This is a genomic window from Citrobacter sp. Ca225, from assembly GCF_030337175.1.
Lineage (GTDB): Bacteria > Pseudomonadota > Gammaproteobacteria > Enterobacterales > Enterobacteriaceae > Citrobacter_A > Citrobacter_A amalonaticus.
The window spans coordinates 146,047-170,061 of the sequence record NZ_JAOWCD010000078.1 but is presented as its reverse complement, the minus strand read 5'-3'; the positions used below and the strand labels follow the sequence as shown (position 1 = coordinate 170,061).

General features: G+C 54.1%; 20 protein-coding genes. 7 read left to right on the top strand and 13 right to left on the bottom strand.

The annotated features are described in order from the left end of the window. The first annotated feature begins 27 nt into the window (after nt 1–27). Together cmoA and cmoB are read left to right on the top strand one after the other, a co-directional pair. The gene (gene cmoA, locus OGW13_RS13425; protein ID WP_043000353.1) at nt 28–771 is read left to right on the top strand and encodes a carboxy-S-adenosyl-L-methionine synthase CmoA; all 744 of its coding nucleotides are present in this window, start codon (nt 28–30) and stop codon (nt 769–771) included. Beyond that, complete coding sequence (cmoB, locus tag OGW13_RS13420) at nt 768–1,736, top strand: tRNA 5-methoxyuridine(34)/uridine 5-oxyacetic acid(34) synthase CmoB (protein ID WP_044257625.1); 969 nt, start codon at nt 768–770, stop codon at nt 1,734–1,736. The genes cmoA and cmoB overlap by 4 nt, the downstream gene beginning before the upstream one ends. Nucleotides 1,737–1,918: 182 nt before the next feature. Here cmoB and cutC read toward each other — a convergent pair whose 3' ends face one another. Beyond that, a complete protein-coding gene (gene cutC, locus OGW13_RS13415) occupies nt 1,919–2,665 on the bottom strand; it encodes a copper homeostasis protein CutC (RefSeq protein WP_287116206.1) in 747 nt (248 codons plus the stop codon). Nucleotides 2,666–2,667: 2 nt separating this feature from the next. After that, complete coding sequence (locus tag OGW13_RS13410) at nt 2,668–3,237, bottom strand: VOC family protein (RefSeq protein ID WP_044328618.1); 570 nt, start codon at nt 3,235–3,237, stop codon at nt 2,668–2,670. Nucleotides 3,238–3,475: 238 nt separating this feature from the next. Between OGW13_RS13410 and argS the strand changes: the two genes are divergently transcribed. Then, nucleotides 3,476–5,209, top strand: coding sequence for an arginine--tRNA ligase (argS, locus tag OGW13_RS13405; protein ID WP_216081372.1), 1,734 nt, complete (start codon nt 3,476–3,478; stop codon nt 5,207–5,209). A gap of 47 nt (nt 5,210–5,256) precedes the next feature. Here the strand turns inward: argS and bglB are convergent, their stop codons facing one another. The 5 genes from bglB to flhB all read right to left on the bottom strand — a co-directional run bounded on the left by bglB (nt 5,257) and on the right by flhB (nt 11,873). Beyond that, complete coding sequence (bglB, locus tag OGW13_RS13400) at nt 5,257–6,396, bottom strand: beta-galactosidase BglB (protein WP_287116205.1); 1,140 nt, start codon at nt 6,394–6,396, stop codon at nt 5,257–5,259. Nucleotides 6,397–6,400: 4 nt separating this feature from the next. Continuing rightward, nucleotides 6,401–7,984, bottom strand: a complete 1,584-nt coding sequence (locus tag OGW13_RS13395; RefSeq protein WP_287116204.1) for an MFS transporter — start codon at nt 7,982–7,984, stop codon at nt 6,401–6,403. Between the two features lie 262 nt (nt 7,985–8,246). Next, nucleotides 8,247–8,639, bottom strand: a complete 393-nt coding sequence (gene flhE, locus OGW13_RS13390) for a flagellar protein FlhE (RefSeq protein ID WP_043000346.1) — start codon at nt 8,637–8,639, stop codon at nt 8,247–8,249. Further along, nucleotides 8,639–10,717, bottom strand: a complete 2,079-nt coding sequence (gene flhA / locus OGW13_RS13385; RefSeq protein WP_043000345.1) for a flagellar biosynthesis protein FlhA — start codon at nt 10,715–10,717, stop codon at nt 8,639–8,641. Before flhA ends, flhE begins: the two co-directional genes overlap by 1 nt. Further along, nucleotides 10,710–11,873, bottom strand: a complete 1,164-nt coding sequence (gene flhB, locus OGW13_RS13380) for a flagellar biosynthesis protein FlhB (protein ID WP_396028978.1) — start codon at nt 11,871–11,873, stop codon at nt 10,710–10,712. Before flhB ends, flhA begins: the two co-directional genes overlap by 8 nt. A gap of 507 nt (nt 11,874–12,380) precedes the next feature. Here flhB and OGW13_RS13375 point away from each other — a divergent pair. The 4 genes from OGW13_RS13375 to OGW13_RS13360 all read left to right on the top strand — a co-directional run bounded on the left by OGW13_RS13375 (nt 12,381) and on the right by OGW13_RS13360 (nt 17,392). Further along, nucleotides 12,381–12,935: a fimbrial protein gene (locus OGW13_RS13375; protein ID WP_044264788.1), complete on the top strand. Its 555-nt coding sequence runs from the start codon at nt 12,381–12,383 to the stop codon at nt 12,933–12,935. Between the two features lie 72 nt (nt 12,936–13,007). After that, on the top strand, nt 13,008–13,703 hold the full coding sequence (locus OGW13_RS13370; RefSeq protein ID WP_052517379.1) for a fimbrial biogenesis chaperone: 696 nt from the start codon (nt 13,008–13,010) through the stop codon (nt 13,701–13,703). Nucleotides 13,704–13,783: 80 nt separating this feature from the next. Continuing rightward, nucleotides 13,784–16,243 (top strand): fimbria/pilus outer membrane usher protein, encoded by a 2,460-nt coding sequence (locus tag OGW13_RS13365; protein WP_287116203.1) that lies wholly within the window; start codon nt 13,784–13,786, stop codon nt 16,241–16,243. Then, nucleotides 16,244–17,392 carry a fimbrial protein gene (locus OGW13_RS13360; RefSeq protein ID WP_061069999.1) on the top strand — a complete coding sequence of 383 codons (1,149 nt, stop codon included), beginning with the start codon at nt 16,244–16,246 and terminating at the stop codon, nt 17,390–17,392. 197 nt (nt 17,393–17,589) lie between these two features. On the opposite strand, the gene cheZ is transcribed toward OGW13_RS13360, so the two are convergent. From cheZ to tar, 6 genes are read right to left on the bottom strand one after another with little or no spacing between them, the layout of a single operon-like run. Next, entirely contained in the window at nt 17,590–18,234 is a 645-nt protein-coding gene (cheZ, locus tag OGW13_RS13355) for a protein phosphatase CheZ (RefSeq protein WP_043000339.1), read from the bottom strand. Nucleotides 18,235–18,244: 10 nt separating this feature from the next. Then, nucleotides 18,245–18,634 carry a chemotaxis response regulator CheY gene (gene cheY, locus OGW13_RS13350; protein WP_043000338.1) on the bottom strand — a complete coding sequence of 130 codons (390 nt, stop codon included), beginning with the start codon at nt 18,632–18,634 and terminating at the stop codon, nt 18,245–18,247. A gap of 17 nt (nt 18,635–18,651) precedes the next feature. Beyond that, nucleotides 18,652–19,701: a protein-glutamate methylesterase/protein-glutamine glutaminase gene (locus OGW13_RS13345; RefSeq protein WP_043000337.1), complete on the bottom strand. Its 1,050-nt coding sequence runs from the start codon at nt 19,699–19,701 to the stop codon at nt 18,652–18,654. Beyond that, nucleotides 19,698–20,564, bottom strand: coding sequence for a protein-glutamate O-methyltransferase CheR (gene cheR, locus OGW13_RS13340; protein WP_287116202.1), 867 nt, complete (start codon nt 20,562–20,564; stop codon nt 19,698–19,700). The genes OGW13_RS13345 and cheR overlap by 4 nt, the downstream gene beginning before the upstream one ends. 19 nt (nt 20,565–20,583) lie before the next feature. Then, complete coding sequence (gene tap / locus OGW13_RS13335) at nt 20,584–22,185, bottom strand: methyl-accepting chemotaxis protein IV (RefSeq protein ID WP_181627576.1); 1,602 nt, start codon at nt 22,183–22,185, stop codon at nt 20,584–20,586. Between the two features lie 44 nt (nt 22,186–22,229). Next, nucleotides 22,230–23,891, bottom strand: a complete 1,662-nt coding sequence (tar, locus tag OGW13_RS13330; RefSeq protein ID WP_044264796.1) for a methyl-accepting chemotaxis protein II — start codon at nt 23,889–23,891, stop codon at nt 22,230–22,232. Nucleotides 23,892–24,015: the final 124 nt, after the last annotated feature.

Below are 24,015 nucleotides of genomic sequence, written 5' to 3'. Positions count from 1 at the left end.
ACTTTATTTTTCCCGGATTTTTACGTTATGTCTCACCGCGACACGCTTTTTTCTGCGCCCATCGCCAGCCTGGGCGACTGGACCTTCGATGAACGGGTAGCCGAAGTCTTCCCGGATATGATCCAGCGTTCTGTTCCCGGCTATTCCAATATTATTTCGATGATTGGCATGCTTGCCGAGCGCTTTGTGCAGCCGGATACGCAGGTCTACGATCTGGGTTGTTCGCTGGGTGCGGCGACGCTCTCGGTGCGTCGCAATATCCATCATGAAAACTGCAAAATTATCGCCGTTGATAACTCCCCGGCGATGATCGAACGCTGCCGCCGTCATATCGATGCTTACAAGGCACCCACGCCAGTTGAGGTTGTGGAAGGCGACATCCGCGCCATCACCATTGAGAACGCCTCAATGGTGGTACTGAATTTTACCCTGCAATTCCTTGAGCCGCCGGAGCGCCAGGCGTTGTTGGATAAGATTTATCAGGGGCTGAATCCGGGCGGCGCGCTGGTGCTGTCGGAAAAATTCAGCTTCGAAGATGCGAAAGTGGGCGAACTGCTGTTCAACATGCACCACGACTTCAAGCGAGCCAACGGCTACAGCGAACTGGAAATCAGCCAGAAGCGCAGCATGCTGGAAAACGTGATGCTGACCGATTCAGTCGAAACCCATAAAGCCCGCCTGCGTCAGGCCGGTTTTGAGCACAGCGAACTGTGGTTTCAGTGCTTTAACTTTGGCTCACTGGTGGCATTGAAAGCTGAGGCGAGCGCATGATCGACTTTGGTAACTTCTATCAGCTGATTGCCAAAAATCATCTTGCCCACTGGCTGGAAACGTTGCCCGCGCAGATTGCCGCCTGGCAGCGCGATCAGCACGGTCTGTTTAAGCAGTGGTCAAACGCGGTGGAATTTCTGCCGGAACTGACGCCGTACCGTCTGGATTTATTACACAGCGTGACGGCGGAAAGTGAAGCGCCGCTGAGCCCGGGGCAGATCAAGCGTATCGACACCCTGATGCGAAATCTGATGCCATGGCGTAAAGGGCCATACTCGCTGTATGGCGTGAACATTGATACTGAATGGCGTTCTGACTGGAAATGGGATCGCGTACTGCCGCATCTGTCGGATCTGACCGGTCGCACGATTCTGGATGTGGGTTGCGGCAGCGGCTACCATATGTGGCGCATGATTGGCGCGGGTGCGCATCTGGCTGTTGGTATTGACCCGACGCAACTGTTCCTGTGCCAGTTTGAAGCGGTGCGAAAGCTGCTGGGGAACGATCAGCGTGCGCATCTGCTGCCGCTGGGTATAGAACAACTTCCGGCGCTGAATGCGTTTGATACCGTCTTTTCGATGGGCGTGCTTTACCATCGCCGCTCCCCGCTGGAGCATCTCTGGCAGTTGAAAGATCAACTGCTAAAAGACGGCGAACTGGTGCTGGAAACGCTGGTGGTGGAAGGCGATGAAAATACTGTGCTGGTGCCGGGCGATCGCTACGCGCAGATGCGCAACGTCTATTTCATCCCTTCCGCGCTGGCGCTGAAAAACTGGCTGGAAAAATGTGGCTTCGTTGATGTTCGCATCGCGGATGTCTGCGTGACGACGACCGAAGAGCAGCGCCGTACCGAATGGATGGTCACCGAATCGCTGGCCGATTTCCTCGACCCGAACGATCACAGCAAAACGGTTGAAGGCTACCCCGCTCCATTACGTGCCGTATTAATTGCGCGTAAGCCGTGATGTTGTGGGTGTAGGCCGGATAAGGCAGTAGTCGCATCCGGCATTTTGCCCGGGGCGCTTCGCGTGCACGGCCTACAACGTCATTCATCAGCGAAATTTAGCGTAAAAAAAGGCCCCTGTTGAATGGGCAGGGGCCTGGTACGAGCAAGCATCATATTGGGCGACATGATGCAACGGTAAAATCATTTGGCCTGATGGCGAACAATGATTCCTTTCATTTCAGCAACCGACTTGCCGTCTACCGCATAGCGGGAATATTCATCCGCTTGCTTATCTGTCGACATTGACAGACCCTGATTGCGATAGCGCATAGGTGAAACCAGCAAGGTTCCGGCGGAGCTGTGTACTTCCCGTACTCCGGCATCCAGGAAACGCGGCAGATTTTCTGCGCGAACCCCCGCTCCGGCCATAATGATTGGAGCACCGGGGTGAGCAATAAGTTCAATAATATTTGCTAAACCTTGCACTGCATCTGATTTCTGCCCCGACGTCAGCACTCTGGCGACACCCAGTTCCGCAAGATTATGTAGTGCATTTAACGGATTAGCACACATATCGAACGCGCGGTGAAAGGTCACAGCCAGAGGACCTGCCGCGTCCATAATCTGCCGCATACGTGGCATGTCGACATGACCGTCAGGATCAAGAATGCCTGTCACCAGTCCGGGAAACCCCAGTTCACGCACGGTCCGTACATCGTCCAGCATCGCCGCGAACTCACCGTCGGTATAACAAAAATCTCCACCGCGCGGCCGGATGATCGGATGTACCGGAATCGTCACCGCCTGACGAACCGAGCGCAGCACGCCCAGTGATGGCGTTAAGCCCCCTTCTTTTGACGCGGCGCACAGTTCAATGCGGTCCGCACCGTTTTGCTGCGCCGTAAGCGCGCACTCCATGCTGTAACAACAGATTTCCAGCAATGTCATATTCACTCCTGTTGCTGTTCGCTGGCGACGATTGCCTCAATCGACCACGGGTGGAATTTGACGGTGACCTTCCCGTCAGTGACCGCCAGCGTCGGGTTCGGCAGACGTTCGTGTTCCCCTTTCGGTGAACTGGTTTTCACAAAAATGCCCGGCTGGCTCAGTCCGTCATCCGAAAGCAGCGCTAATGCGCGGGCATTCAGGGTTTCAGGAGCGCCAGGCAGGACAATCTCAATGTGTTCCCACCCTTCATGAGGATACCGCTTTTCCCCGGGCCACGGCAGTTCCACAATGCTAAAGCGCCAGTGCGCGACGCACACCGGCTCATGCAGTTTGAACAGACAAATTGGTCGCCCGTTGATGGTATTTTCCGACAGCAGCTCGCCGCATTGTTCAAATCCTCGACGCCAGCGTTCAGCAGTGGCGTTCTGATGACAACGCAGAGAAATGTGATCGGCCTCAAGCGGTGCAACATCCAGACCGAGGCGAGTGGAAAGTTCTGTGAACGCCTGAGTGAATCGCGGTAAATCTGCGGAAATATCATGCAGTTCGTCAATGGTCTGCCAGTTCGCCATAATAAGAGCTCTTATCGGTGTTCAAAGCCGCTAATTTACTCCGTTGACCTCCCGCAACCAACCGTAGATTGCAGGATTTGCGGTATGCATGCTTATGCACTCCTTTAACGCTTATTTTCTGTACGCGCTTACGGCTGCGCAGTGCTGACGCAGGGGGGCATTTGCAGTATACTCCCGCCCTTAATTCTTAAACTGGTGCGGTAAACATCAACCCGCTTCATCAACGTAAGGTATTCCGGTGAATATTCAGGCTCTTCTCTCAGAAAAAGTCAGTCAGGCCATGATTGCTGCAGGCGCGCCTGCAGATTGCGAACCGCAGGTTCGTCAGTCAGCAAAAGTACAGTTCGGCGACTATCAGGCCAATGGCATGATGGCAGTTGCTAAAAAACTGGGTATGGCTCCACGACAACTGGCTGAGCAGGTGCTGACTCATCTGGATCTGAACGGTATCGCCAGCAAAGTTGAAATCGCGGGCCCTGGCTTTATCAATATCTTCCTCAACCCGGCATTCCTGGCAGAACATGTGGAACAGGCGCTGACCTCCGATCGTCTCGGCGTGACTAAACCGGCGAAGCAGACGGTGGTTGTCGATTACTCCGCGCCAAACGTGGCGAAAGAGATGCACGTCGGCCACCTGCGCTCCACCATTATCGGTGACGCCGCCGTGCGTACCCTTGAGTTCCTCGGCCACCACGTTATTCGCGCCAACCACGTCGGCGACTGGGGCACTCAGTTCGGCATGCTGATCGCGTATCTGGAAAAACAGCAGCAGGAAAACGCCGGTGAAATGGCGCTGGCGGATCTCGAAGGTTTCTATCGTGAAGCCAAAAAACATTACGACGAAGATGAAGCCTTCGCCGAGCGCGCCCGTAGCTACGTGGTAAAACTGCAGGGTGGCGACGAATACTTCCTGCAGATGTGGCGCAAACTGGTCGACATCACCATGTCCCAGAATCAGATCACCTATGACCGTTTGAATGTAACCCTGACCCGCGACGATGTGATGGGCGAAAGCCTGTACAACCCGATGCTGCCGGGGATCGTGGCCGATCTGAAAGCCAAGGGTCTGGCCGTCGAAAGCGAAGGCGCCACCGTCGTATTCCTTGATGAGTATAAAAACAAGGAAGGCGAACCGATGGGGGTCATCATTCAGAAGAAAGATGGCGGCTATTTGTACACTACCACCGATATTGCCTGCGCCAAGTACCGTTATGAAACATTGCATGCCGATCGCGTGCTCTATTACATCGACTCCCGTCAGCACCAGCACCTGATGCAAGCGTGGACCATCGTGCGTAAAGCCGGTTACGTGCCTGACGCCGTGCCGCTGGAACATCACATGTTCGGCATGATGCTGGGCAAAGACGGTAAGCCGTTCAAAACGCGCGCAGGCGGTACGGTGAAACTGGCAGACCTGCTGGACGAAGCGCTGGAACGCGCCCGTCGTCTGGTGAGCGAGAAGAACCCGGACATGCCGGCAGACGAACTGGAAAAACTGGCCAACGCCGTCGGGATTGGCGCGGTGAAATACGCCGATTTGTCCAAAAACCGCACCACCGACTACATCTTCGACTGGGATAACATGCTGGCCTTCGAAGGCAATACCGCGCCTTACATGCAGTATGCCTACACCCGTGTGCTGTCGGTATTCCGTAAATCCGGTCTGGATGAAAATGATCTGGCGAACGCGAAGGTACAGCTCAGCGAAGATCGCGAAGCGCAACTGGCTGCCCGTCTGCTGCAGTTTGAAGAAACGCTGACCGTTGTTGCGCGTGAAGGGACGCCGCACGTAATGTGTGCCTACCTGTATGACGTCGCCGGTCTGTTCTCAGGCTTCTACGAACACTGCCCAATCCTGAGCGCAGAAAACGAAGAAGTTCGTAACAGCCGCCTGAAACTGGCGCTGCTGACGGCGAAAACGTTGAAGCTCGGTCTGGATACTCTGGGTATCGAAACCGTAGAACGGATGTAAGCGATAAACAGAACCCGGCAAATGCCGGGTTCTGTTTTTTCAGGCTATCAGAAATACTTCCGCAAATACTCCGTCAGACACAGCATCGCCATCGCCTGGCCGTATGGCATGGAAGTCAGCGGAATCGCCCGATAGAAGTCGAGATCGTGGCCCATTCCCGTACCGAAAGACGTTTGCAGCAACTCCCCTTGCGGTGAAATGTTCCGCACAATTCCACGAATCGCTTTTTCCGCCACCTCGGCATAGTCCGCACTGACATAACGCTTGCGCACCGCTTTTAAAATTCCGTAGGCGAACCCTGCGGTTGCGGAGGCTTCCAGGTAGGAGTGCGGATCGTCAAGCAGCGTGTGCCACAACCCGCTTTCATCCTGACAGTTCGCCAGCGCAGCAATCTGCGCATTCAGCACCTGCACCAGAAAGCGGCGCACGGCGTTATTTTCTGGCAGATCCACCAGTTCGAGGAAGTCCGGGATCACAATGGTCAGCCAGCTATTGCCGCGTGCCCAGCGGGCACTGGCAAAGTTATGATGCCCGTCGTAATTCCAGCCGTGGAACCACAGGCCAGTCTCCCGGTCCATCAGATTCTGTACGTGCAGCAAAAACTGATAGGTCGCCTCTTCCACATATTCAGGACGCTTAAGCAACTTACCGATTTTCGCCAGTGGCAGCACCGTCATCATCAGGGTGTCATCCCACATTTGCTGATGGTTCTCTTCCGCCAGCGTGATGTGCTGCATTCCGCCGTGATCGGTGCGCGGCATCTCATACATGGCCCATTCCGCCCACGCCTCAAGCCACGGCAGATAAGCGGGATTACGCGTCTCCTCGTAGCGATACGCCAGAGTCAAAAATGGTGCCATCGTGTTGACGTTTTTGGTGGTGGTCCCTTCGGCAAAACGGTCAGCAAACCAGTTGTCGATGATGTCGCGTATCGTTTCGTCGCCGGTCTGCTGGTAGTACTGATACATCCCGTACAGCCCGACGCCGTGCGTCCATTCCCATCCTGCCCAGCCTTTGGTGTCTATCACACGTCCGTCGTCCAGGCGCAGCAGAAATTGACCCGTCTCGTCCTTGATGTTCACCAGATTGGTCGTCACCGTCTGAATTAACGCTTTCAGCGCTTCCCGTGAGATAAACCGTTCCGGCTGACGCAGTAACGAGCTATGTTTGACAGGCCAAACCTTCATATCTTTACCCTCTGTGATAAGTCGAATTCCATATCGCAGCCTGCTTCAGTGAAGGAGCCGCGGGTTTATTACGATTCAGGTAACCAATATTGTTGTTACCCCAAAGTGATTCATACGGCAGCCCGGCAAGCATCTCGACGGTGGCGCGTGCCTGTGGGGTAATACTTTCCGGCATTGTGCGACCGGATTCGCGCATTTTCACCGTCTCTTCACGCAGCGTGTTGTGGGTCTGCAAATTCAGTTTAAAGCGCAGGGAGACCAGGAAGCCGCAGGCCAGCACCAGCAGCGTACCGCAACTGAGAATCAACAGAATGGTATGGCTGACCGCTTCAGGCTGCGTGCTCTGCCCTGAAACAAAGCCCGACATTTGCATGACAATCCCAACCAGCATCACCGCCCCTGCCTGCGACGCTTTACGCGTCAGGGTCATGATCCCGGCGAAGATCCCTTCGCGGCGCTGACCGGTAATGACTTCATCGACATCCGCAATGTAGGTGTAAGTGTTCCACGGAACGTAGTTGATACCGCCACGACCCAGCCCCGCCACCGCAGAAACCAGCAGCAACAGAGAGTAGATGTCGCTCAATCCTGCGTAGTAAAGCACCGCGTAAGAGAGCGAGCTCAGACCGAACAACACCACGACCATTCGATAGGACGGCGCGGGCCCAAAACGGATGCACAACGGGATCATGGCAATAACCGCAATGAACTGGAAAATCGCCATCGTACCGAGCAAATTCGACGCCATTGACGCTTCCTGCATCAGGACAAACACCACATAGTAGGTAAAGACGGCGTTGAACACGTCCTGCGCGATGTAACCGCCGAGATACATCCCCAGATGTTGACGGAAAATCTTAATCCGCAGTGTGGAACTCAACTCTACGAACAGGCGGTTCATGCTCTGGCTGAACGTCAGGCTCTTTTTCTCTTCTTCCGCCCGCAGCGCCGCTTCCGTCCACTCTTCACGCGGGCGTTCCCAGGTAAAGAACCAGACAAAAGTCAGCATCAATGCGCACAGCACTGAGAACACCAGGCTTGCATAAAAGAAGGAGATGGGGTTGTCCTTGCCGAAGGCGGTTAACAAAATGCCGGGCAGGAAAGAGGCCAGAATGGCGGACATTTGCGCCATTCCTATACGCGCGCCGGAAAACTTGGTTTTCTGTTTGAAATCATCGGTCATCTCCGGCACCAGCGTTTCGTAAGGCACCAGAATCATGGTATAGACGATATCAAACAGCAGATAGGTCAGCAGGTAATACCAGAAACCCATGTCCCCTACCCACATCAGTGAATAGCTGAATACACATGGGATCCCCAGCAAGATAAAGAACTTACGCCGACCAAAGCGTTTACCGAGCCAGGTGGAACCGAAGTTATCGGTCAAAAAGCCCATCAGCGGACTGACGACAGCATCAAGCACCCTTGCAGCCGCAAAGATGAAGGTCGCTTCGATAGGAGAAAGCCCGCAGAACGTCGTATAGAAATAGAGCAGCCAGGCTGCCGTGAGCGCCGTGGTGCCTGCTCCCAGAAAATCGCCTGAACCATAGGCGAAATAATTCACCAATCCAATTTTACGTGTTTTCATTGCCGTTAACCCTGCAAATGGTTGGGGGACTCCCGGCCGGTTGGCTGCGCCAAAGGAGTTCTTACACGGCTACAGTAAGAGCTTACAAAGTGGGATACCTTTTCGTTTTTGCCACCGGTGAGAGTGAAATGGCAAAAACGCAAAGAGACCGGCAACGCGTGTCACCGATTTATAAAACAGCGTTTCTTTTCAATCAAAAGGCAAGGTCAAAAATGCGAGTCAGGCAGCAGTTTAGCGTACTGCCTGATGAGGAGAATAACCGTTAACGATAGTTCACAATCACCTGATTGCTCTGAACTTTTAATGCGGGAATTAAGCGACCACCGCCGGGGACTTCCCAGATGAAACGCAGGGGTTCAACGGCAGGCACGTTGTTAAATGCCTGCGTGGTGCCGCTCTGCCCTTCTATCTCTACACAGCGTGATTGTGAACATAAGCGCACGCGTAAACCGGCAGGCGTCGGGCCATTCAGTTCATATCGCCAGGCGACCAGCGTCATCAGACCGGAGACGGGCTGGCTGGATGAAAGCGGCGACGACGAGGCCGCCACGCCGCGATGATTCAGGGTTATGCCGATACTACTGGCCTGCCACGCCCCTTCCCCGGCAGCCTGTACCACCAGCGGGAAAAGTAACAGCCAAAGCAGTTTGCGCATTATTTACCTCCAATGGTTGCCGTCATGCGGATGTTACGGTTATCGGACAGCTCCATGTTCGACAACACCACCAGTTGCGGCAGGCTGCGGCGCAGGAAGCGCGACAGCAGAGGGCGCAACGCATGGTTAACCAGCAGCACCGGCGGCGCACCCAGCATTTCCTGGCGGGACAGCGCCTCCTGAGTTTGCGCCAATAGTCGATCGGCAAGGCCGGGTTCCAGTCCCCCACCGCCCTGGAGTGCCTGCAATAGCAGGCGTTCGAGCGCGGTGTCGAGACCAATCACGTTAACTTCATGATTACCCGGGAACCACTGCTGGGTGATCGCGCGCCCCAGCGCCACGCGAACCACCGCCGTGAGTTCATGCGGATCGCTCTGCAATGGCGCATGTTCCGCCAGCGTTTCCAGAATGGTGCGCATATCGCGAATCGGCACTTTTTCATCCAGCAGGTTCTGCAACACTTTATGCAACGTGGTCAGGGTCACCACACCCGGCACTAAATCTTCGGTCAGCTTCGGCATCTCCTGCGACACGCGATCCAGCAACTGCTGCGCCTCCTGGCGACCGAACAGTTCAGCCGCATACTGACCAATCAGATGGTTCAGATGGGTGGCGACGACGGTACTGGCCTCCACCACGGTAAAGCCCTGAATCTGGGCCTGCTCTTTTAAGGCACTTTCAATCCAGATAGCGTCCAGACCAAAGGCCGGATCAACTGTCTGTTCGCCGGGTAATGTCCCCGCCGCTGTGCCTGGGTTTATCGCCAGCCAGCGTCCCGGATAGGCGTCGCCGCTGCCAATCTCCACCCCTTTCATCAGGATGCGGTAATGCGCAGGTTGCAGATCCATGTTGTCGCGGATGTGCACCACCGGCGGCAGAAAGCCCATGTCCTGGGCAAACTTTTTACGGATACTGCGGATACGGCCCAGCAGTTCGCCGTCCTGCTGAAAATCGACCATCGGGATCAGGCGATAGCCCACTTCCATGCCGAGTGAGTCTTCCAGTTGCACGTCGTTCCAGGTGGCTTCCACCACCGAGTTGTTTTCCGCAACTTTAGTCGGTTGTGGCTCGACAGGCGCCTTCTGCTCACGTCCCCGGATCCACCAGGCCAGTCCCAGCAGCGCGGCGGTAAACATCAGGAACACCAGGTTTGGCATGCCCGGCACCAGACCCAGCAGACCCAGAACCGCGGCGCTCAGCAACATCACGCTCGGATTACTGAACAGTTGCCCGACCATCTGCTCGCCGACGTCCTGATCGGTACTGACGCGGGTGACGATGACGCCCGCCGCGGTTGAAATCACCAGCGCGGGGATCTGCGCCACCAGACCATCACCGATGGTCAACAGGGTATAGCTTTCCGCAGCATGCCCCATGCTCATCCCATGTTGCAGCACCCCCACCAGCAGACCGCCCACAACGTTAATCACCATAATCAGAATACCGGCGATGGCGTCGCCACGAACGAACTTACTCGCACCGTCCATTGAGCCATAGAAGTCGGCTTCCTGAGTCACTTCAGAACGACGCTTTTTCGCCTCATCTTCACCGATAAGGCCGGCATTAAGGTCGGCGTCAATCGCCATCTGTTTACCCGGCATACCGTCAAGAACGAAGCGCGCGCCCACTTCAGCGATACGCCCGGCACCTTTGGTGATAACCATAAAGTTGATGATGACGAGAATAACAAACACCACGATGCCGATAGCAAAGTTACCGCCGACCAGGAAGTGACCAAACGCTTCAACGACCTTGCCCGCCGCCGCCGCGCCAGTGTGCCCTTCCATCAAAATAATACGCGTGGAAGCCACGTTCAGCGCCAGACGCAGCAGCGTAGTGAACAGCAGAATGGTCGGAAACGCGGCAAACTCCAACGTGCGCTGGGTGAACATCGCCACCAGCAGCACCATAATCGACAGTGCGATGTTAAAGGTAAACAGCAGGTCAAGGATGAACGCCGGCAACGGCAGGACCATCATCGACAGGATCAGCAGAATGAGGATTGGCCCGGCAAGGATCTGCCACTGCGTGGTTTTCATGTTGTTGGGCAGGCGCAGCATCGCAACCAGATTAGCCATCGGTAGTCTTCTCGTTCATAAAATCCAGGGCTTCAGGCACTGGAAGATTTGCAGGTTGTGGTGGACGTTCCCCACCGGCGAGCCGCCAGCGTTTAAGCTGCCACACCCAGGCCAGCACTTCTGCGACGGCGGCGTACAGTTGTCCGGGGATCTGCTGACCAATCTCAGCATGGCGATAAAGCGCACGCGCCAGCGGCGGCGCTTCAAGGGTGGGAATTTTGTTCTCGGCACCGATCTCGCGAATGCGCAGGGCCACAAGTCCGGCCCCTTTCGCCACGACTTTCGGCGCGCTCATCTTATTTTCGTCGTATTGCAGCGCCACCGAATAGTGAGTCGGGTTGGTGACGATGACATCGGCATTGGGGACATCACTCATCATGCGTCGACTCGCCGCCTGGCGCTGCATCTGCCGGATACGCCCCTTCACATGAGGGTCGCCTTCATTCTGTTTAAATTCGTCACGGATATCCTGGCGTGACATGCGTAATTTTTTCAAATGGCTCATGATCTGGAAAATCACGTCGAATCCGACCATCGGGATCACCCCCAGCACCACCAGCAGCGCACACAGCCCAACGAGATCCAGCGCATTGCCCATCGCCGCGCGCGGTGACTCCGCCATCAGGCGCATCATCTCCGGCCAGTTATGCCACAGATACATCGCCGTCACGCTGCCCACCAGTGTGGATTTCAGAATGGCTTTCAACAATTCCGCCCCGGTCTGCGCTGAAAACATGCGTTTGATGCCTGGCAGCGGATTGAGCTTGGAAAATTTGGGTTGCAGTGATTTACCGCTGAAGACCAGACCGCCAAGCAGAACCGGCGAGATCAGCGCCACCAGCACCACGCCGGTAATCAGCGGCAGCAGCGCGATCATCGCTTCTTTAATCAGCAGAATAATTTGCCCGAGGATCAGATTAGGATCATTGACCATGCTGTGGTCAAAACGCAGTCCTGCCGACAACATGCCCGATAACCGTCTGGCCAACGACTCACCGCCAATCCAGATAATGCAGACGCCCACCAGCAAAATCAGCAGTGAGGTCAGTTCTCTGGAACGGGGGATCTGCCCCTCTTCCCGCGCTTTCTCAAGTCGGTGGGGTGTGGGGGCTTCTGTTTTGTCGTCGTTGTCGTTTTCGTCTGCCACGGCCTGCATCTGTGATGATTTACAATAGGGCTCATTGTGCCCTTCCCCGCGCGAAGCAATGCGGAGAACAAAGGGGTGATTCCCCGCTTTTTTGACTGTTACCCCTCTCAGCAGAGTATTTTCAGAATTTATTTAGTCTTAATCTGGAATCTATCTTTTGACGCTGAGGACAACATAATGATTGACAAACCCTCAAAGAGAAAAATAAAAACTCAAAAAAACACATGACACTAACAATACAAAACAAATAAAAAACACAGGTTAACACATTCATTTCTACAAATAAAAAATACATCAACACATTAAATTCAGTGTTTTTATTTTATAACCCCATCTTACTTAACCCACTTTATATATAGACATTATAAATATAAAAAACACATTTCATCGCGCAATCAAAAGGATTATTTTAAGTAACCTAAAAACCATTAAACGATGGCAGAGTCAACAAACAAGCCCACTGTGTTGCTTAATAACAAAGTGACGGGATATGAACGTTAACATATGGAGATTGCGATGCGTTTAACACCACTATTAATAGCAGCTTCGCTATTATCACTCGCCTCTATGGGGAGTAGGGCAGATGAGAACAATGCAGGTACTATCCACTTCACCGGTGAAATTGTTGATCCAAGTTGTACTATAACGGGCGATAGCGGAAAAGACAGTACCGTATATCTTGGTTCTTTCGCGCCCAGCTTTTTTACCGGTAACGGTGGTAAATCCGACGATGCCGCATTTACCATTACGTTGGCTGGCTGCCCAGTGGCAACCACAGGATTAGATCGTATTCAGTTAACATTTAAAGGCATCACCATCGTCGGACACGATGACCTTCTGGCACTTACGGCCGGCGGTGCCACTGGCGTCGGCATCTCTGTTAGCACTGAAGCAGCACCAACAACAAACCTCAACCTGACCGGCGCGGATGGCCAGGTGTATATTCCACTGCAAGCAACATCAGCCGATATATCCCAAAATTTCGTCGCCCGCTATGAATCCTATGATGCGACGCCCATCACACCCGGAAATGCGTATGCAGATATGACAGTCAATATTTTGTATCGCTAAGTCGCCTCTTTAATTATCAGATGATAGCCTGCCCCGTGGCAGGTTATCTTCGCTATGCGTTGAGAAAATAAAATGAAGGCACCGTTGTTACTTATTCTATTAACGACATCCAGTTCCCTCTTTTCCCTGGGAAGTAGTGCAGAAGGCATTCAACTGGGCCGTACACGCGTGGTATATGACGCCAATAAAAAAGAGGCAGCCCTCCCACTTATCAATACGGAAAAAGAATTGCCCTGGCTTGTTCAGTCATGGGTTATGAATGCAGATAATAAAACACGGGCACCTTTTATTATCACACCACCACTGTTTCGTTTAGACCCGAAGTCCGGACAAAGCCTGCGAGTCATGCGCAGTGAAATGATTACCACAACAGACAGAGAATCACTTTACTATCTGATTGTCAGAATGATTCCTGCCCGTGACCGTAAGGATGAACAGTCTAACGCTCTCCACCTTATCTACAGGACGCAAATTAAGTTGTTCTACCGTCCTTCGGGTCTGAGCGGGACGCCAGAAGAGGCGTGTCAAAACCTTCGGTATAGCCAATCAGGCAATCAACTACGAATCGAGAATAGTAGTGCGTTTTACAGCGTTTTTGATTCTGTACTGGTAGGAAACACACAGCTAAGGACAGCAGATATGGTTGCCCCTAAAAGCAGTGTCTCACTGACATTCGATGCCAAAACGGCAGCGCAGAGTGTTTCATGGCGCTGCATCAACGACTATGGCGGAACGACCGATAAATTTACCACGTCGTTGAAACCATGAATAACCGCGCTCAGCCACTAAGCCATTCCTCCAGCCGCGCTTTTGCCCCCTTATTGCACGGGCTGAGTGGTTTATTGTTCTTGAGTAGTTCTGTTCTCTATGCCCGCGATTTTTATTTTCAACCCAACTCCCTTGAAGGTGGCGAAAACACACCACAGACGACCAACCTGGCGATTTTCGACAACCCGAAGGCTCAGCTCGCAGGTAGCTATCCTTCACACATTCTGCTCAACGACAGAAAAATCCAGGAAAAAACGCTGGCTTATGTCAACGCCGAAGACGGAAGCCTGGTTCCCCTGCTTACCCCGAAAATGCTGCGCGAATGGGGAATCAAGGTGGACGACTACCCCATACTGGCATCCGAGCCTGCCGATAAGCCCCTGAAACACGATCTGGGAACTTATATTCCTGCTGCAAGTGCTGTTTTTGATTTTAAATTACAGAATCTGCATCTCAGCATCCCCCAGATTGCGGTTCAGAAAGTGAATGCGAACGCTGTCGATCCCTCACGCTGGGATGCGGGCGTTCCGGTGCTGTTTGCTGATTACGCGTTTAGCGGTCAGGATAATCTCGCACACACTCAGGGACAGCACAGTAATCAATATTTGAATCTTCGCAGCGGCGCGAATCTGGGGGAATGGCGTCTGCGCAACTATGGCACCTGGTCAAATGCCGCGGATAATCAGGGCTGGCAGAATATTGCCACGTGGATACAACACGATGTGCAAACGTTAAAAGCGCAGTTTATCGCCGGTCAGAGCAGCACGCGTGGAGAAGTCTTCGATAGCCTGCAGTTCAATGGTATTAACATCGCCTCTGATGACGAGATGCTGCCAAACAGCGAAAGAGGCTATGCACCGACGCTCCGCGGAACGGCCTATTCCAATGCCGTGGTGACCGTCAAACAAAATGGCTACACCATTTATCAACAAAACGTCGCCCCTGGAGCTTTCGAAATCAACGATCTGGCAGCCTCCACCAACAGTGGCGATCTGGAACTTAGCGTACAGGAAGCGGATGGCTCGGTGCGTACCACCATCCAGCCTTTTTCCAGCATTGCGCTAATGCAGCGCCCTTCTCGCCTGCGTTTTGAAGCCACTGCAGGCCACTATCGGGCAGACAATGGCAGCAACGACAAAGAACCCGAATTTGCTCAGGGCAGTATCATTTATGGAATCAATAATACATTCACGGCGATCGGTGGTTTAACTACCGCACAAGACTATAACGCTGTCAACGCGGGAATGGGCATTAGCCTCGGCAACTGGGGGGCGATCTCCGCGGATGTCACAGCTGCACGAAGCGTTCTGGATTCAGGTAACATCAGCAGCGGGCAGTCATGGCGAGTCCTGTACACTGGGGATTTCAACCCAACCAATACGCACTTTTCCCTTTCAGGCTACCGATACTCAAGTGAAGGTTATTACAGTTTTGTGGAAGCCAATCAACACCAGACGAAAGATTCATCAGATGAAACGCGGGATCATAAACGTAATCGGCTGCAACTCAATACCAGCCAACCGGTGGGCGCCGGAAATATTTATATCAACGGCTATCAGCAAAATTATTGGAATAATAGCCGTCGTGATAGCTCCCTTTCTGCAGGTGCAAGTTACAGCCTGATGGGCATCAGCTACAATCTCTCTCTCACCTGGAGCACAACCAGCAATAGCGAGGACGATCGTTCACTTTATTTAGGGTTAACGATTCCCCTAAGCCACTGGCTACCTGATAGCTGGGCAACCTACAGCCTTAACAATAATCAGCACGGTGCAACCACGCAGAACGTAGGGCTGAACGGTTCGCTACTGGCCGATAACCGCCTGAACTATTCGCTTCAGCAAAGCCGCAGTAATCAGAGTCCTCAGGACAGCAGCAGCGTATATAGCACCTGGTATGCCCAATACGGCAGGCTCAATGCCGGTTATTACACGGCGTCAGATGGCTCGCGCCAGCTCAGCTACGGTGCGAATGGCGCACTGGTCGCGCATCCTCGTGGCATTACGCTGTCGCAACCCCTCGGTAGCCAGTTTGCGATAGTCGATGCCGACGGCGCACCCGGTGTCAGTTTCCAGAATCAACGCGGGATCCATACTGATATGTTTGGCAACGCCATCATTCCTTCCATTTCAGCTTATCAGGAAAATCACATCAACATTGATACCACTACGCTGCCAGATGATGTCGACAGCAGTAATACCTCATCAACAGTGGTCCCTTCGCGAAACGCCGCCGTCGTGGCGCATTTCAGTGCTCGTCGGGGTTATCGCGCGCTGGTTACGCTGGTGCAATCATCAGGACAACCGCTGCCCTTTGGTACGATGGTGACCTCAGAAGATGGTCTGCTCAATGGCATTGCCGATGATCAGGGCGTGGTCTATCTCGCCGGACTCAGCGGTACCGTCACGCTCAAGGCAAAATGGGGAAATCAGGAGCGGCAAAGGTGTATCGCAACGATTACAACCGGTGAAGAGATTCCCCAGAATACGGATGCCGCCGACATCAAGCGCATGACGGCGGCTTGCAAGCAAGGAGGTTAAATGAAGCAATTTCGATGGGCCTGGCTTTTCACCCCACATCGTCTGCACGTACTGATTTTGTTGAGCGGGCTACTTCCCGTATTGCAGGCATTCGGTGCAACCACCTATCTGAGTGGTTGCTTCCCCACCAAGGGCAGAGTCGATGTCCCGCTCAATTACGACCTGAGCGCGGAGGATAACTACGCCGGGAATAGAATCCAGCCAACAATAAGCTTTGTATTTCCCTCGGATCCGCATGCAGCGCAGTGCAGTTCGTGCCCTGGGGTGACAGGTACAACCACCGAGAAGATCTACAGTTACCGTACCACGCCACTGCCTACCGGCCGAACGGCTAAATATGGCAAGCTCACTAACAACTTAGATATCCAGATATCAGCCTTCTCCGATACCGTCTCGGGAGGAGGTACCGCTTATCTCCTCGAAACCTATCCCAATCAGTCGCCCACAACCAGTCTGTTCGAAGGCGATAATAGCGAAGCGACGCAGTCACTTTGCGCAAACAGTCCTGTAGCCGGCAATCCTAAGCGTTTATTCAACTGGAACAAGATAAGTCTCTCGTTGTATATCGTTAACCCGATATTCGGCATAGAAACCATTCCGAATCAGCTACTGATGTCCACCAGCGTATGCATCTTTTACGGCTCGGGGTCGTGTAACTTCAGCAAAGCCAGTGTCGCGTCGGAAATGTACATCTCTGGCGCTATTAACGCACCGCTCAGTTGTACGATAAACGCAGGGAGTACGATCAATGTCGATTTTGAAACCCTGGCCAGTTCTAATTTTACTGCGCCTGGAGCCGTTCCTTCAGGATTCACGCTGCGCGATGTAGATATCAAATTCCACTGCGACAGTACCGCTGTCAGTAATAGCGACAAAATAAAGCTGACCCTATCCGCCGATCAGGGCGTTAACGATACAGGCACAGGATTCATTGCCAAAATGATAGGACGAGACGACATTGGCGTAAGAATGTATGACAGCAATGATAATGGCATACCGCTGGATGGTAGTGCGGACTTCCCCATTGTGTTAGATGGCAACGGCGATGGTCATATCCAGATGACCGCCGCACCGGTTGCCACAACCAGTAATAAACCCGATGCTGGCCATTTTGAAGGCAACGTCACGGTAAAAATGGATATCCGTTAACTGCAAAGTGAACAATGGCCCCGACGGGCCATTCAGACTGCTGACAAAGAAGGAAAAAGCGTGTTTTCTCCTTCTTTGTAGTAAGCAGATGAAAATCAATAAATTGATTTTCCTTATTTTTACTGGGCGATATCTGCTCGCCCAGTATCAACAGGAGATTTGTCATCACTCTCAATGGCCCTTGAGGGCCATTGTTCTCAAAAGCCTAAACTATCCAGCAGGTCGTCCACCTGGTCCTGGCTGGCGACAACGCCCGCTTTGGTCGCATCGACCTGCGGACCATTCAGCAGGCTTTCACTTTCGCGTTTGGGTCGAGAACTCTGCTCTGGAATATTTTCCAGTAGTACCATCAGCAGCTGACGTTCAATCTCCTGAATCACATCCATCATGCGTTTAATCACCTGACCGGTCAGATCCTGGAAGTCCTGCGCCATCATGATGTCAAGCAACTGTGCGTTGGTGAAACTGGTATGCCCGGGCACATCGCCGAGGTATTTTCGAGTGTCTGTCACCAGCTCGCGGGCGTCAGAGAGCTCAATCGGGTTTTCAAACCACTCGTCCCAACGCTTGCTCAGCGCCTTCGCCCCTTTCTCCATCTCGTCCTGATGCGGCTGAGAAGCCTCAACGCTGTTCAGGGCGCGCTCAGCCGCCTGCGCGGTCATCTGTACTACATAGTCCAGACGGTCACGGGCATCAGGAATGGCTTCTGCCGCTTCGGCAATCGCCTGGTCCAGTCCCAGTTCGCGCAGACTGTCACGCAGCATACGGGTCAGGCTACCAATGCGGGCAATGATATCCCCGGCAGAATGTTCATCTACGGGTTTAATCTGTGGTTGCATCATGGTCAGCCCCTTACATGCCCAGTTTCTCAAAGATTTTATTGAGTTTTTCTTCCAGCGTCGCCGCGGTGAACGGTTTCACTACGTAGCCGCTGGCCCCGGCCTGCGCCGCGGCAATGATGTTCTCTTTCTTCGCTTCTGCCGTGACCATCAGCACCGGCAGTGAGGACATTCCGCTGTCCGCGCGAATGGTTTTCAGCAACTCGAGACCGTCGATGTTCGGCATGTTCCAGTCGGAAATGACAAAACCAAACCCACCTGCCTGCAGTTTATTCAACGCATCCGCGCCATCTTCGGCCTCTTCCACGTTGTTAAATCCCAACTCCTTAAGCAGGTTACGCACGATGCGACGCATGGTGGAAAAGTCATCCACAACCAAAAACTTAAGCTCTTTATCCGCCATAAAAAATTACTCCTGATTCAAATACGTATTGCCTGTCCGGCACTGATTTTCGCCAGCATCTGCTGGCTAACCTGACTAAGATCGACCACTTCGCTGACGCCACCCATATTGATGGCTTCGCGCGGCATGCCGAACACCACACAACTTGCTTCATTTTGCGCAATCGTCCAGGCGCCTGCCTGGTGCATCGCTAACATTCCGGCGGCGCCGTCGTTGCCCATTCCCGTCAGGATCACCCCGACAGCATTGCGCCCCGCATGAATCGCTACCGAATGAAACAGCACATCCACCGACGGCCGGTGCCGGTTAACCGGTGGACCGTCATGAATTTTGATTTGATAGTTTGCCCCGCTGCGTGCCAGTTCCATGTGTTTATCGCCCGGCGCAATGTAGGCATGACCCGGCAGAACACGCTCGCCGTCCTCCGCCTCTTTCACGGTTATCTGACACAGCTTGTTCAGACGTTCAGCAAACGAGCGGGTAAAACCGGGCGGCATATGCTGCGTAATAATGACCGCCGGACTGGAGAGCGGCAGCGGTTGCAGCACATGGCGAATTGCCTCGGTGCCCCCCGTCGAGGCGCCAATCGCAATCAGTTTTTCCGAACTGAGCAGCGGCCCCGCCTTTAAGGTGACCGGCGCCGCAAGCGGTTTATGGGCTGTCAGACGTGCGCGTGACGCCGTGCGCACTTTCTCCGCAATCATCTCGCTGTAGGCCAGCATCCCTTCGCGGATCCCCAACTGCGGCTTGGTGACAAAATCGATCGCCCCCAGTTCCAGCGCCCGCAGTGTCACTTCCGAGCCTTTCCCCGTCAGCGACGACACCATCACTACCGGCATCGGACGCAGTCGCATCAGCTTTTCAAGAAAATCGAGGCCGTCCATCCGCGGCATTTCGACGTCCAGCGTCAGCACGTCAGGGTTATATTTCTTGATTAAATCCCGGGCGACGAGCGGATCGGGTGCGGTTGCCACCATCTCCATGTCGCTATAGCTGTTAATAATTTCGGTCATGATTTGGCGCATCAATGCAGAATCATCGACCGACAACACCCTGATTTTACTCATGCTTTACCCTTACTTAGCGCATAAACCGTTTGACCGCGCAGGCTAAAGTCGCGCACGAGGTTACTAAAGTTCTCTGAATGCCCGGCAAACAGCAGACCATCAGGCTTAAGAAGAGGGACAAAACGGCGCAGAATGTCCTGCTGCGTCGTTTTATCGAAATAGATCATCACATTGCGGCAGAAAATGGCGTCGAACGGTCCCGGCACGTTGTACTGCTTATCGAGCAGGTTAATCACGGAAAACTCGACGTGGCTTGACAGTTCCTGACGTACACGCACCAGCCCATCATGAGGACCGGTTCCGCGCATGAAATAACGCTGGAGCTGCTGCGGCGACAGGGTCTTCAGTTCGTCCAGGCGATAGATCCCGCTACGGGCCTTTTCCAGCACTTCGGTATCAATATCGCTGGCGAACACCTTCCAGCGCCCTGGCGCCATGCCCAGCGTATCGGCCAACGTAATGGCGATACTGTACGGCTCTTCACCGGTCGATGCCGCGGCGCTCCAGACCCGGTATTCGCCGCTGTGACGACGCGCGCTTTCCGCCAGTACCGGGAAATGGTGCCCTTCGCGGAAAAAAGCGGTCAGGTTAGTGGTCAACGAGTTGATAAAAGCCTGCCACTCTGCGCTGCTTTGATTCGCTTCCAGCACGCTGAGATAGTGACCAAAATCATCCATTCCCAGCGTACGCAGACGACGGACCAGGCGGTTGTAAACCATGTCCCGCTTGTGGTCCGCCAGCACGATCCCCGCACGCTGGTAGATTAATTGACATATCCGACGAAAGTGCGCGTCGGACAGCGCAAGGCGCTGGGTCATCTGTAACAATAATGACGTTTGCCCGTTGGGCAGAGATGATGTCATAGCGCCTTCTCAATCACATTCAGGATACAACGGGCACAGCCTGCGGCGGTGCCGATTCTTGGTGTGTTACCACATGCTCTTCAAGTTTGAATACTGCTACACGGGCTGACAGCGTGTCGGCCTGATGCGCGAGTTGCCCGGTCGCGGCGGCGGCTTCTTCCACCAGCGCGGCGTTCTGTTGTGTCACCTGATCCATCTGGGTGACGGCCTGTGCCACCTGCTCTATTCCTCTGCGTTGTTCGTCTGACGCCGAGGCAATCTCGCCCATGATGTCGTTGACCCGGGTGACCGAGCTGACGATTTCCGTCATGGTGCGGGCAGCCGTATCGACGAGTTGCGATCCCTGGTGGACGCGGTTCACCGACTCTTCAATTAACCCTTTAATCTCTTTTGCTGCCTGGGCGCTGCGGCTCGCCAGGTTTCGTACTTCTCCGGCAACCACAGCAAATCCACGCCCCTGCTCACCAGCACGCGCCGCTTCGACCGCCGCGTTGAGCGCCAGAATATTGGTCTGGAAGGCGATACCGTCGATCACCCCGATAATGTCGCCAATCTTTTGCGAACTGGCGGCAATCGCCTGCATCGTACTGGCGACTTTGGTGGTCTGTTCGCCGCCGGTTTTCGCCGTTTCGGCGGCGCTTTTTGCCAGCCCGGAAGCCTGGCGCGCATTGTCGGCGTTTTGACCGACGGTAGCCGTTAACTGCTCCATGCTGGCCGCCGTCTGCGCCAATGACGCCGCCTGCTGCTCGGTGCGTGAGGAGAGATCGTTATTACCCATCGCGATTTCAGAAATCCCGGTGTGCATCGCCAGACTGCCCTGACGCACGTCGCTGACGGTTTCCCGCAGCGCCTGTTGCATCGCCTTCAGGCTGGCAAAGATCGCCGAAATCTCATTACGCCCGTAAACCGCAATCGGCCGCGCCAGGTTGCCCTCGGCAATGCTGTCAAAATGACTGCCGATAATCGCCAGCGGCTGGACGATCATTTTGCGCGACCAGTACAGCGCTCCGGTGGTTAACAGCGCGGCAATAATGACCATGCTGATAAAGATCGCTGCCGACATGTGATAGTTGTTTTTGCTCTGTTGCCCAGCCACCACCAGCACATGGTTAATGTTCTGCTGCCAGGCGTTAAAGTTCACATCAAAGGCATCCTGTGACGCCTGCACTGGCGCGGTCAGAAAGTCTGACAACTGGTTGTTTTCAAGCCAGGTGGCCTGATGCTCCAGATCGCTGCGCCACTGGGTGAAGCTTTTCTCTGTTGCGTCCTGCAGCGCTTTGCCCGATTCCGTATTCGCCTCGATAGCCTTGAAGCCATTGAACAGCGTGGCGGACTGCGCCAGGCTTTCGCGCGCGATAACCATCAGGCTTTTGATGTCATCGGGCGGATAGCTCAGCGCCGTTAATGTCCCGGCCTTGTTGAGGGCGGTACTCGCCTGTAATAAAACGGCGCGCGTTTGTGCCAGCGCCGCGCGTTGCTGATTACTCTGCTCGACCTGATTCAGGCTCTGAAAACCGTCCCGAAATGCCCAGAAAGACAAGCCATTACTGCCAATCTGCAATACACCGCAGAGGATCAAAATCAAAAACAGCGTGGTCGAGATTCGAATACGATTAAACATCAACGCTCCCATCAGGCGGCAACGGCCGCAGTGTTAAATTTCGGTCAAAATGTTTCCCAGTTAGTATCGTGCTCCATGCTTAACGAGGGCTTCTGCGCGCTGCGGGGCGCGTCTGCAGAAGTCCGTTCTTCTTTGGTTTTTACCGCATAAGGACGCGCGGCAAGACGAAATGCGGAGACCGCCATCGTCAGTCGGCTGGCCTGTTCTTCCAGTGCGGCCGCGGCGGCTGCGGATTCCTGGACCAGCGAGGCGTTTTGCTGCGTTACGCGGTCCATTTCAGAAACCGCCAGCGCCACCTGATCGATGCCACGGCTTTGTTCATCAGAAGCCGAGGCAATTTCGCCCATAATGTCGGTCACGCGGGTCACCGCATTGACGATATCGTTCATGGTCTCGCCCGCGCTTTCGACCAGCACGGAGCCGGTATCCACGCGCGAAACGGAATCTTCAATCAGCGCTTTGATCTCTTTTGCCGCCTGCGCACTGCGACTGGCCAGATTACGTACCTCACCGGCGACCACCGCAAAGCCACGCCCCTGCTCACCTGCTCGCGCGGCTTCCACCGCGGCGTTCAGTGCCAGGATATTGGTCTGGAAGGCAATACCGTCGATAACGCTGATAATGTCGGCAATCTTCTTCGAGCTACCGGCAATTTCATGCATCGTTTTAACGACGTTATCCACCACTTTGCCGCCGTGCTGCGCGGTTTCCGAGGCGCTCTGCGCCAGTTGCGACGCTTGTCGGGCATTGTCGGCGTTCTGTTTCACCGTCGCGGTTAACTCTTCCATGCTGGCCGCCGTCTCTTCCAGCGCCGACGCCTGTTGTTCGGTCCGCGATGAAAGATCGGTGTTGCCGGTGGCGATTTCCGTGGTACCGGCGTAAATGGCATCGGAGCCTTCGCGCACCTGGGTGACGGTGTCTACCAGCGAGCGCTGCATGTGATCGACGCTACCAGCCAGTTCGCCAATTTCATTACGTCCGGCAACGGTCAGCGTGTTGGTCAGGTTACCGCCGGCGATTTCACGAATATGAGCGATGACGCTGGCAAGCGGGTTGAGCAGGGTGTGACGAATGCCGTACCACACCACCACCAGGATCAGCACCAGCACCACCGCCAGAATGGCGAGTTGCCACTGCGCAAACTGGTAGTCGCGCGCGCTTTCATCAAACGCCTGGCGATAGAGTTTTTCGCTGACGCTGGCGTACTTGCTCTTCGCGTCGCCGAGTCCGTTTTGCATTCCCTGCGTCGGTTGCGCGAAAAAGGCATCCATGTTGCCGCTTTCCAGGAACTGCACCAGTTCGGTTAAACCGGCAAAATAGTTCTGGTATTTTTCGTCCACATTGTTGCTGACCTCCACCATCTCTGGCAGCGGATCGATAGCTTTAAATCTGGCGTAGTGCTCTGCCGCCTGAGCGAGGGAATTTTTCGCGCTCTTCAGCAGATCGTTTTTTGCACTACTCTGCTGATTGTTGGCGTCCATCATCATGCGTGCAGAGGAACGGCTGAGGTTGATACGTGTTTGCAGCATCAGATCCCATGTCGAGGTCAGTTCACTCTGCTGTTGGCGTAGATCGTTGGAAATAACAAAACTTTTTTGATTCTGCTGTAAAGACGAAAACAGCAAACCACCAGAGACAAGCTGTAGCAGTGCGAAAACCCCCAGCACCATCATCAGCATTGTGACAACGCGGATACGGTTAAACATAAGGCACCTTCCTGAAAACGAGTTAACAACGTTATCGGCACCCTTGATAAGAACTTTACGTTTGCGAAAGGGAAATCCAGGTCAGAAGGCGATATCCACTCCACCCAGTCACTGAGATGGCAGA

Bases quoted from the DNA above. Each gene is read 5' to 3' on its own strand.
- cmoA (WP_043000353.1), top strand. From the start codon at position 28: ATGTCTCACCGCGACACGCTTTTTTCTGCGCCCATCGCCAGCCTGGGC.
- cmoB (WP_044257625.1), top strand. From the start codon at position 768: ATGATCGACTTTGGTAACTTCTATCAGCTGATTGCCAAAAATCATCTT.
- cutC (WP_287116206.1), bottom strand. From the start codon at position 2,665: ATGACATTGCTGGAAATCTGTTGTTACAGCATGGAGTGCGCGCTTACG.
- OGW13_RS13410 (WP_044328618.1), bottom strand. From the start codon at position 3,237: ATGGCGAACTGGCAGACCATTGACGAACTGCATGATATTTCCGCAGAT.
- bglB (WP_287116205.1), bottom strand. From the start codon at position 6,396: ATGAAGGTTTGGCCTGTCAAACATAGCTCGTTACTGCGTCAGCCGGAA.
- OGW13_RS13395 (WP_287116204.1), bottom strand. From the start codon at position 7,984: ATGAAAACACGTAAAATTGGATTGGTGAATTATTTCGCCTATGGTTCA.
- flhE (WP_043000346.1), bottom strand. From the start codon at position 8,639: ATGCGCAAACTGCTTTGGCTGTTACTTTTCCCGCTGGTGGTACAGGCT.
- flhA (WP_043000345.1), bottom strand. From the start codon at position 10,717: ATGGCTAATCTGGTTGCGATGCTGCGCCTGCCCAACAACATGAAAACC.
- flhB (WP_396028978.1), bottom strand. From the start codon at position 11,873: ATGCAGGCCGTGGCAGACGAAAACGACAACGACGACAAAACAGAAGCC.
- OGW13_RS13375 (WP_044264788.1), top strand. From the start codon at position 12,381: ATGCGTTTAACACCACTATTAATAGCAGCTTCGCTATTATCACTCGCC.
- OGW13_RS13370 (WP_052517379.1), top strand. From the start codon at position 13,008: ATGAAGGCACCGTTGTTACTTATTCTATTAACGACATCCAGTTCCCTC.
- OGW13_RS13360 (WP_061069999.1), top strand. From the start codon at position 16,244: ATGAAGCAATTTCGATGGGCCTGGCTTTTCACCCCACATCGTCTGCAC.
- cheZ (WP_043000339.1), bottom strand. From the start codon at position 18,234: ATGATGCAACCACAGATTAAACCCGTAGATGAACATTCTGCCGGGGAT.
- cheY (WP_043000338.1), bottom strand. From the start codon at position 18,634: ATGGCGGATAAAGAGCTTAAGTTTTTGGTTGTGGATGACTTTTCCACC.
- OGW13_RS13345 (WP_043000337.1), bottom strand. From the start codon at position 19,701: ATGAGTAAAATCAGGGTGTTGTCGGTCGATGATTCTGCATTGATGCGC.
- cheR (WP_287116202.1), bottom strand. From the start codon at position 20,564: ATGACATCATCTCTGCCCAACGGGCAAACGTCATTATTGTTACAGATG.
- tap (WP_181627576.1), bottom strand. From the start codon at position 22,185: ATGTTTAATCGTATTCGAATCTCGACCACGCTGTTTTTGATTTTGATC.
- tar (WP_044264796.1), bottom strand. From the start codon at position 23,891: ATGTTTAACCGTATCCGCGTTGTCACAATGCTGATGATGGTGCTGGGG.